The organism is Peribacillus acanthi (assembly GCF_003073175.1).
GTDB lineage: Bacteria > Bacillota > Bacilli > Bacillales > DSM-1321 > Bacillus_BN > Bacillus_BN acanthi.
This window is the reverse complement of sequence record NZ_QBBX01000010.1, coordinates 54,335-63,483: the sequence shown is the minus strand read 5'-3', so window position 1 is coordinate 63,483 and position 9,149 is coordinate 54,335. Positions and strand designations below refer to the sequence as shown.

The 9,149-nt window shown below is 36.5% G+C and carries 12 protein-coding genes and 2 riboswitches; of the genes, 10 read left to right on the top strand and 2 right to left on the bottom strand.

What is annotated here, in order from left to right:
- Positions 1-318, top strand: a 318-nt coding sequence (locus DBX25_RS21335; protein WP_240620267.1) for a zinc-binding dehydrogenase, incomplete at its 5' end; no start/stop codon positions are given.
- A 33-nt stretch (positions 319-351) separates the two neighbouring features.
- Here the strand turns inward: DBX25_RS21335 and DBX25_RS11765 are convergent.
- Positions 352-675 carry a hypothetical protein gene (locus tag DBX25_RS11765; protein WP_108670998.1) on the bottom strand — a complete coding sequence of 108 codons (324 nt, stop codon included), beginning with the start codon at positions 673-675 and terminating at the stop codon, positions 352-354.
- Between the two features lie 208 nt (positions 676-883).
- Positions 884-927, top strand: a riboswitch (PreQ1 riboswitch).
- Positions 928-1,023: 96 nt separating this feature from the next.
- Between DBX25_RS11765 and queC the strand changes: the two genes are divergently transcribed.
- The 4 genes from queC to queF are packed head-to-tail and all read left to right on the top strand — an operon-like array spanning position 1,024 to position 3,355.
- Positions 1,024-1,683 (top strand): 7-cyano-7-deazaguanine synthase QueC, encoded by a 660-nt coding sequence (gene queC, locus DBX25_RS11760; protein WP_108670997.1) that lies wholly within the window; start codon positions 1,024-1,026, stop codon positions 1,681-1,683.
- Complete coding sequence (locus DBX25_RS11755) at positions 1,680-2,120, top strand: 6-pyruvoyl trahydropterin synthase family protein (protein ID WP_108670996.1); 441 nt, start codon at positions 1,680-1,682, stop codon at positions 2,118-2,120. Before queC ends, DBX25_RS11755 begins: the two co-directional genes overlap by 4 nt.
- On the top strand, positions 2,117-2,845 hold the full coding sequence (queE, locus tag DBX25_RS11750) for a 7-carboxy-7-deazaguanine synthase QueE (protein ID WP_108670995.1): 729 nt from the start codon (positions 2,117-2,119) through the stop codon (positions 2,843-2,845). Before DBX25_RS11755 ends, queE begins: the two co-directional genes overlap by 4 nt.
- A gap of 12 nt (positions 2,846-2,857) precedes the next feature.
- Complete coding sequence (gene queF / locus DBX25_RS11745) at positions 2,858-3,355, top strand: preQ(1) synthase (protein WP_108670994.1); 498 nt, start codon at positions 2,858-2,860, stop codon at positions 3,353-3,355.
- Positions 3,356-3,993: 638 nt separating this feature from the next.
- Here the strand turns inward: queF and DBX25_RS11735 are convergent.
- A complete protein-coding gene (locus DBX25_RS11735) occupies positions 3,994-4,584 on the bottom strand; it encodes an undecaprenyl-diphosphatase (protein WP_108670992.1) in 591 nt (196 codons plus the stop codon).
- 172 nt (positions 4,585-4,756) lie between these two features.
- Here DBX25_RS11735 and DBX25_RS11730 point away from each other — a divergent pair, with 172 nt between their 5' ends.
- The 5 genes from DBX25_RS11730 to DBX25_RS21330 form a co-directional block, all read left to right on the top strand.
- The gene (locus DBX25_RS11730; protein WP_108670991.1) at positions 4,757-5,161 is read left to right on the top strand and encodes a GNAT family N-acetyltransferase; all 405 of its coding nucleotides are present in this window, start codon (positions 4,757-4,759) and stop codon (positions 5,159-5,161) included.
- A 62-nt stretch (positions 5,162-5,223) separates the two neighbouring features.
- On the top strand, positions 5,224-5,595 hold the full coding sequence (locus DBX25_RS11725; protein WP_108670990.1) for a nucleotide excision repair endonuclease: 372 nt from the start codon (positions 5,224-5,226) through the stop codon (positions 5,593-5,595).
- 75 nt (positions 5,596-5,670) lie between these two features.
- Positions 5,671-6,879: an MFS transporter gene (locus DBX25_RS11720; RefSeq protein ID WP_108670989.1), complete on the top strand. Its 1,209-nt coding sequence runs from the start codon at positions 5,671-5,673 to the stop codon at positions 6,877-6,879.
- Between the two features lie 272 nt (positions 6,880-7,151).
- A riboswitch (cobalamin riboswitch) is annotated at positions 7,152-7,331 on the top strand.
- Between the two features lie 169 nt (positions 7,332-7,500).
- Positions 7,501-8,466 (top strand): ABC transporter substrate-binding protein, encoded by a 966-nt coding sequence (locus tag DBX25_RS11715; protein WP_108670988.1) that lies wholly within the window; start codon positions 7,501-7,503, stop codon positions 8,464-8,466.
- Positions 8,429-9,149: FecCD family ABC transporter permease (locus DBX25_RS21330; RefSeq protein ID WP_240620266.1), on the top strand; the 721-nt coding region annotated here is incomplete at its 3' end. The genes DBX25_RS11715 and DBX25_RS21330, both read left to right, overlap by 38 nt.

The following is a 9,149-nucleotide window of genomic DNA, read 5'->3' as shown; positions in this document are numbered from 1 at the left end:
TCAACCTTGACTGATAGCTTTGAGGCAACACGCACTGGCGGAACTGTCGTATTTTATGGGATGGCAGGGGGAGATCCAGCTCCAGTCGACCCAAGAATGCTTATGGATACTTCAAAAACCTTAACCGGCGGAGACCTATGGAATGTCCTTACTTCATTTGAAGAAAGAGAAGTTAGATCAAAGCAATTGTTTAATTGGATAATTAACGAAAGAATCAAAATCGATAAACCGACAACTTTTTCATTAGAGAATGGAGCTGAGGCACATAGGCTTTTGGAGAGTAGGAAAAGTACAGGGAAAATTTTATTAATACCATAAATTCTTAATTGAGGCATCGTATTATAGGTGCCTTTATTTTATTTTCTCCGTGGGAAATTTTATCAAAGCAATTATTAGGAATAACATACTAATTGCCCATAACACTCCTGCAGTACCTAGTCGGAGGGATATTTCTTCAGAAGCCATGGAATGTTTAATATCCAATCTAAGTGCACTTAGTGAATGGCTGATTGCCCAACTTAAAAAGCCTAAATGAGCTAGAACTAATCCATACGAAGTTCTATTGGGTTTACGATTTTTGGATAGAAATAAAAGAACTACTATAAAAACAGTAATACCCATGACAATTGAAAATCCACCTATTAACAAACTCATTGTTTCTTGCTCCATTGGCATAGATTCTTCACTCCTGGATATGAATGGATATATTTTAACATATTATTCCATCTTAAAGAACCCATTAACATATTCTGTTTCTATTAATGAAGATTTTGCTTAATTTGATGGACTAATTCAGTGACAATTTTTATCCATTTCATAAATAATGCAAATATGCTATAGTGTTCAAGGTAAAACTAAAAGTAGAAATTCTGTACTGATTTGTGCAGGAGAGGTTCGTGAACTCCCTCTATAAAAAACTATTGAAGGAACGATATCTTCTTTAGGTATGGTTTTTTTCTGTTTTCTTTTGGTAAATAGGGAAAGTTCAAGGCTTCTCTTTCTTAATAGAAGGGAAGAAATGAAATGAAAAATGAAAAGGCAGTTGTCGTTTTTAGCGGTGGTCAAGATAGTACTACTTGTCTATTTTGGGCAATGAAGGAATTTAAAGAGGTCATCGCCGTAACGTTTGATTACGGTCAAAGACACAAGGAAGAAATAGAGTGTGCAAAAGCAATCACAAATGATTTGAATATAAAGCATCATATTTTAGACATGTCCCTGTTGAATCAATTAGCTCCTAACGCATTGACAAGGGATATTGAAATAGAAGAATCTGAAGGTAGTGTACCAAACACATTTGTTGATGGTCGTAACTTACTTTTCCTATCCTTCGCTGGAGTTTTGGCAAAGCAAGTAGCAGCGAAGCACATCGTCACAGGTGTATGTGAAACGGACTTCAGTGGATACCCAGATTGTAGAGATGTATTCATTAAATCACTGAATGTAACACTTAATCTTTCAATGGCCTATGATTTTGTCATTGATACTCCACTAATGTGGTTAAACAAGGCCCAGACATGGGAACTGGCTGATCAATTAGGAGCTTTCGAATACGTTCGTGAAAAAACGTTGACTTGCTATAACGGAATCATAGGTGATGGGTGTGGCGAATGCCCAGCATGTAAGCTTCGTAAGAGAGGTCTAGACGAATATTTGGCAGAAAAAGAGGGTGTAACGGAATGATTCAACAAATCTATCCAGTTGTTTCACATTCTTTTCAATATGAACTGAACAAGGATTTTCATTTTGCAGCAGCACATTATGTGCCTCATGAAGCGGCAGGAAAATGCCAGCAAACTCACGGACACACATACTTTGCGAATGTAACGATAGCAGGAGATAATCTGGATGCTTCAGGTTTCCTTGTGAACTTTAAAGATGTTAAAACATTACTGCATGATAAATTTGATCATACGGTAATGAACGACCATCATGATGTATTCGATGATACAAATTCAAATGATTTTCCTACAACGGAAGTCACGGCTAGAAAAATGTATGAGATCATTCAAGCTCATTTAGACCAGCTTCCAAATCAACCAAAATGCCTGCAAATCTTTTTACGTGAAACACCTACGAGCTACGTAATATTCCGTCCGAAAGCTAACATACAGTCATGAAGAAGTTTCCCGTTTTAGAAATTTTCGGACCCACTGTACAAGGTGAAGGAATGGTCGTCGGTCAGAAAACGATGTTTGTCCGGACAGCTGGCTGTGATTATTCTTGCTCGTGGTGTGATTCAGCCTTTACATGGGACGGAAGTGGAAAAAACGATATTAAACAAATGACTGCTGAGCAGATATGGGAAGAACTCAAAAGCATTGGTGGCAACACATTTGGTCATGTTACGATTTCAGGTGGTAATCCTGCACTTTTAAGTAATCTTAGTGAATTGATTGATTTACTTCATGAACAAGGTATACAAGTTGCGATTGAAACACAAGGAAGCCGTTGGCAGGATTGGTTGCTAGATATAGATGATTTGACGATTTCACCAAAACCACCAAGCTCTAGTATGAAAACTGATTTTGAAAAGCTGGATGAAATTTTTGAAAAGTTACAGATAGCTGATCGAACAAAGAATGTGAGCTTAAAGGTTGTAGTTTTTGATGACAGAGATTTCGAGTATGCAAAAGAGGTTCATCAGCGCTATCCTAACATTCCATTTTTTGTGCAAGTAGGCAACGAGGACCTTCTAGAGGAGGATTCCACAAAGTTGATGCTACAGTTAATTAAAAAGTATGAATGGCTCATCGACAAAACGATGGCAAGTGAAGAACTAGTAAATGTTAGAGTATTACCTCAACTCCATACCTTTGTATGGGGTAACAAACGAGGAGTTTAAGGAGAGATAAACATGGCAGGACGTAAAAATGACGAATTACAGGATATCACATTACTTGGAAACCAAGGTGTGAACTATTTATTTGAATACTCACCAAAAATCTTAGAAACATTTGATAACAAACATCCAGACAGAGATTACTTTGTAAAATTCAACTGTCCAGAGTTTACAAGTCTTTGCCCTATTACAGGTCAACCAGACTTTGCAACAATCTATATCAGCTACATTCCTGATATTAAAATGGTAGAAAGTAAATCTTTGAAACTATATCTTTTCAGCTTCCGTAATCACGGAGATTTTCATGAAGACTGCATGAACATCATCATGAAAGATTTAATCAAATTGATGGACCCACGCTACATTGAGGTTTGGGGCAAATTCACTCCACGTGGCGGAATCTCCATTGATCCTTACACAAACTACGGTAAGCCAGGAACGAAATTCGAACAAATGGCTGAATACAGAATGATGAACCATGACCTGTATCCGGAGAAAATTGATAATAGATAAAAAATACCCAAAGGTGAGTTTCAAACTTATCTTTGGGTATTATTCATGAATGGTTAAAGGACTTCTTCAAATGTGGAGAAGTTTTTTTGTTGGATGAAAATGGAACTTTTTGATTGTTAGTACGTATTACAGATAATTGATTTGAAAAAGGGGGAAATGAATTGTCTAGTAATGAAAAGTCTACTTCGATTATTGCCTGGAGTTCATTATTGCTTAGTTTAGCGGTAAATATACTAATAGCACCTTTGAGTTATTATATTGGTACATTTGAAACCAATCCTCCAACCGATACAACATCTGCTTTCCTTATAAGATTCTTCTTCATACAAGGCTTACCGTTAATATGGTTGATTTTTAGCATTTACTATTTTGCGAAAAGAAAGAACAAAACGATAAGTGTAAGTTGAAATACGAGGTAAGCAGCGCAACTCACAAAAGAGGAAGTGCTGCTTTTTTAGTGGAGAAATAAGATGGTTCACTAAAAGAAGAAGTTTATCCAAATTTTTCCCCATACCAAAGCTCAAACGCAGTAACTTTCGGTAAATTTCAATTTTCACCACTCTAATGATCTCTAGTCCATTAAAAAAGTATATACAATTTATTTACTAGCATATCGCCATATCTTTTAAATCTCTAATTCAAGAAATATCCTTTGATTTGCCTGACACCAAAAACCGTTCTCCTTTTTCATAGGTATTCAACAGCCACTTGAAAATCCCAAGTTGAGGCACTACTCGAAATGCAATATACGCAGAGATAATCCCAATCACTGCACCTACGAATACGTCGGCTGGATAATGAACACCGACTCCAATTCGAGAAAGTCCTACACAGAGAGCCAACATAACAAACAACGACCCCAATTTTTTTCTAAAGAACAGAATCGAAAAACAAATGGAGAAAAATAAAATAGTATGATCGCTAGGAAACGAATTATTGACACCTTTTTCTACCAGTTGGTTGACATCAGCTAATTCAGCAAATGGTTGGAAATTGCTGTGAAAGAGTCCAGCTATTTTTCCGAAGATTTCTGCCACAATAAATGAAGCCCCAGCACTCATGACCATCATCCGATTATGCTGCTGACCACTAATCCAAAATACGAGAAGTGCCAAAGCTAATAAGTAAACTGTATATTCAGCTGTCACTAAAAACAGTGGATTAAAGATGTCAAATTCTTTTCCTAAATCATTGATTGCTCGGAAATATTGAATATTAATCTCTTCCAAAACAAACAAGCCTCCTTATAAATCTAATAAGGAGATTTTACTATGTCTTCCAATATTCATTTATCGAGAAAACTTACATGAAAATTACATTTTTGTAATGTGCAAGGAATGAAAATGTAAATGTCGAATAATTATATGTTCTTTAAATAACAAAACTGGAGTGGATTATACTATGATATATACGGTATCTTTACAAGGAATTAAATCTTGTCAATTAAAAGGATTTTTTGTTGGATGGCCCAATCCACCTCAGCCCAAGACGCATTTAAAATTATTAAAAAGTAGCCATAGGGTTGTATTAGCTCTGGACGAAACTACAAACCAAGTAGTAGGTTTTATTACCGCAATAAGTGATGGAGTTTTGTCAGCCTATATTCCTTTACTTGAGGTACTGCCAGAATACCAAAACCAAGGAGTTGGAGCACAATTAGTAAAAATAATGCTTCAAGAACTAAATGATATATATATGATTGATTTACTGTGTGATGAGCATTTGCAATCTTATTACGCAAAACTTGGGATGATGAAATCTCATGGCATGCTAATACGGAACTTTGCCAAGCAATCCGGAAATTAATTGGAATTCGAGATGAATTGTGATAATATTAACATTTACAGAAGAAGAGGAAGTGGAATATAGTGATTAAAATTGAAATCCCTACACCGGATGTTACTATTACAGAGCGTAAGCAATCAAAGCATGATGAATTTGAAATTCCATCAATTTATGGTTTTATTGATTTTCATCAGATTCCACGTGATAAAGGCGGCATATTCATGTTCTTTAACATAAATGATGAGCTTTTATTCGTAGGTAAGGCTAGAAAATTAAGACAAAGAATTAAAAAGCATTTTGAGGATAATGTTTCTCCAATCAGAAATCACAGAGACGAAGTATATAAAATCGAAGTTTGTGTAGTTGAAGATCCAACAGAACGTGAGATTTACGAAACATTCATTATTAATGAACTTCAGTCGAAATATAATGTAGACAAAGTATTCTATAAATAAAAAGGATAAAGCTTGTGGACAATTTTATGTCTGCAAGCTTTATTGTTTGTGTGTAAGTGGAGGGGGGACGACAACATGACTTTAGATCAACGTAAAAAAATGACGATTTTAATGATTAATATGTTTATTGCAATAGGAAGCTTTGGAATTATCATTCCAATCCTGCCAGCTTATTTAAAGTCTATTAATCAAGGTGGTACAGCTGCTGGTTTAATGATCGCTATTTTTGCTGGAGCTCAGCTTGTTTTTTCTCCAATTGCGGGAAAATGGGCAGATCAATACGGCAGAAGATTAATGATTATCTATGGATTGACGGGTTTGACGATTTCAATGTTTATTTTCTGGGGTTCCAATTCAATCATGATTCTATATTTATCCCGAGTAGTCGGTGGGATTGGCGCAGCCTTACTCATTCCTGCTATTTTCGCTTATGTGTCAGATATCACTACACTTCAACAAAGAGCGAAAGGAAATAGTTTTATTTCTGCAGCGATGTCACTTGGAATTGTAATTGGACCAGGGATAGGCGGATTTTTGGCGGATTTCGGTTTAAAAACACCATTGTTAATATCCGCAATTGTCTCTCTTATCTCTGTGATTTTTTCCGTTGTGGTACTTAAAGAAAGCAGAGTGGTACAAGATACTGGTCTGAAACATGCACCAACGGTTGATGAATCGATGTGGAAAAAAATCACACTATCAGTGAAAATGCCATTCTTCATTCCATTGGTCATCACTCTTGTTATGAGCTTTGGACTGATGTCGTATGAATCGGTACTTGGATTATTTGTGGATGATCAATTCGGTGCGACCCCACAGCAAATTGCATTTATGGTCACTGCTACTGGAATTGTTAGTGTAATTGTACAATTATTTGTTGTGGATAAGGTTGTCAATCGTTTAGGGGAAGTAGCAGTTTTAAACTTATTTTTAGCTGTTGCTGCATTTGGGTTCTTACTATCAATATTTGCAACTAGTTATGAATTGTTTTTTGGAATTTCTTTATTAATTTTCCTTGCGACATCCATATTGCGTCCAGTAATCAATACACTAATTTCCAAACTTGCTGGTAATGAACAAGGCTTTGCAATGGGAATGAATAATGCCTATATGAGTATTGGGAATGTGTTGGGACCAACATTTGCAGGATTATTATACGACGTTCAAATCACTTTGCCGTTTGTACTCGGTCTAGTTATTTTAGCCATAACGTTATTTATCACTGTTGTTTGGCAAAAACAAGCATTAAAACAAAGAACGTACAATAATCCAGAACGAGTATAAGTAATGAAGCGCCCGTGATTTCCATTTGGAGACGCGGGTGTTTTTATAGGTAGTTGTAAATTTATTGTTTCTGTAAGTAATTTATATTTAACTATCTGAGTTGATTGGGAGACCCCACAGGCGGATAACGCGAAAGGAGGCTCCCATCCCTCCCCGCGGAAAGCAAATGCCTCTCGTTTCAATCAACGGGCAAATTTTCTAGACAAATTATTTTCCTACAAAAATTATTTATTTACAGAAATTAATGAAAATAGTAAAATTAGCGATGGACAACTAAATTGGAAAAAACGGGTATGATAGAGTTATATCATTTAAAAGGGAAGTTGGTGAAAATCCAACGCGGTCCCGCCACTGTAATATGGGAGTGACCTATAAATCCACTGATGCAAATCGGGAAGGTGTAGGAAGCGATGATCATAAGCCAGGAGACCTGCCTGTTTTTAAAGCACCAGTAACCCTACGAGGATAGGTTTGGTGTTAGAGAACGGTATAATTTATAATCTTTTGATTATGCTTTTATACCATACATACACCCGTTTTCTAACATCTCCTTATTTCTAAGGAGATGTTTTTTGTTTTTTCCTTTTAGTAGCTCCACATCATAATGTTGGAGGGTTTATCATGAAAAAGTTTTCTAGTTTGTGGATGCTTCTTGTCCTTGTAGCAAGCCTTTTGTTAGCTGCATGTGGCAATGAAACAGAGCCGAAGAAAGTTGAAAAAGAAACATCTAAGATTGAAGAAAAAGCAGAGTTTCCGGTAACTTTGACAGACGCAGTGGGGAAAGAGGTAACACTTGAAACTAAGCCTGAAAAAATTGTTTCATTAATTCCTAGTAATACAGAAATACTATTTGCGTTAAATTTAGATAAAGCAGTAGTTGGAGTTTCAGATTTTGATAACTATCCAGAAGCAGCTACAAAAAAAGAAAAAATTGGAGGAATGGAATTTAATGTAGAGAAAATCATTTCTCTTGCTCCAGATGTCGTTTTTGCACATGCTTCAGGGGCACACAATTCCGAAGCTGGCCTAGAGCAGATCCGACAAGCTGGGATTCCAGTGTTTGTAGTAGAAGATGCACAGTCCTTTGATACAGTTTACAATTCCATTGAGACGATTGGGAAATTAACGGATAAAAAGGCAGAAGCAGAAAAATTAGTTAAAGATATGCAAGTAAAGCTAGCAGATATTAAAGAGAAGGTAGCTACTGTATCTGAACAAAAAAGTGTTGTAGTTGAAGTTTCACCAGCACCAGAAATTTATACAACAGGTAAAAATACATTTATGAATGAAATCTTGACATCCATCAATGTGAAGAATGCTGCCGGGGACCAAGAGGGATGGATTCAATTAACCGAAGAAGCTTATATCCAAATGAATCCACAAGTGATTATTACTACCTATGGAAACTATGTAGAAAACCCAGTCAATCAAGTTCTGGGACGTAAAGGATGGGATGACATTACTGCAATCAAGGATAAAGCTGTATATGATGTCGATGCCGATCGTGTAACAAGACCAGGACCAAGATTAATTGAAGGAGTAGAGGAACTTGCCTCAGCCATCTATCCAGACGTTTTCAAAAAATAAACAAAAATGGGCTTACCCTATTTCCATGGCATTTTTATTAATGGCAATGGGACTAGGCATCGGTGTCGGAACTTTTTCGATTTCGATAAAAGACATTTTATCCATTATGGGAGCGGCGTGGTTTTCCATGCCGATTCCTGACCATGTATCTCCCTCAATGGTGAACATTGTGATGGACATAAGGTTACCCAGGGTTATCCTAGCCGGATTAGTAGGAGCAGCACTTGCCATTTCAGGTGCTGCTTTTCAAGGTTTATTGCAAAATCCACTAGCTGATCCTTATACCCTTGGTATTTCGTCAGGGGCATCATTAGGAGCAGTTTGTGTTTTGTTTTTTGGGATTCAAATTCCTTTTCTAGGCATGCTAACACTTCCTGCAGTCAGTATCCTGTTTGGTCTTATTACGATTTTGTTAGTATTAATTTTCGCTAGAATGATTGAGAAATCCATGAAAATCGAAACCATCATTCTAACCGGCATCATTGTCAGTTCATTTCTAGGGTCTTTTATTTCGCTTATGATTGCTTTGACTGGTGAAGAATTGAGACATATCATCCAATGGCTACTTGGCAGTGTGTCCATGCGAGGATGGGAGTTTGTAGGAATCATTGCTCCGTTTTTTATCGTGGGATGCCTTCTTATGCTTTTTAACACAAAGGAATTGAATGCATTATCCTTTGGTG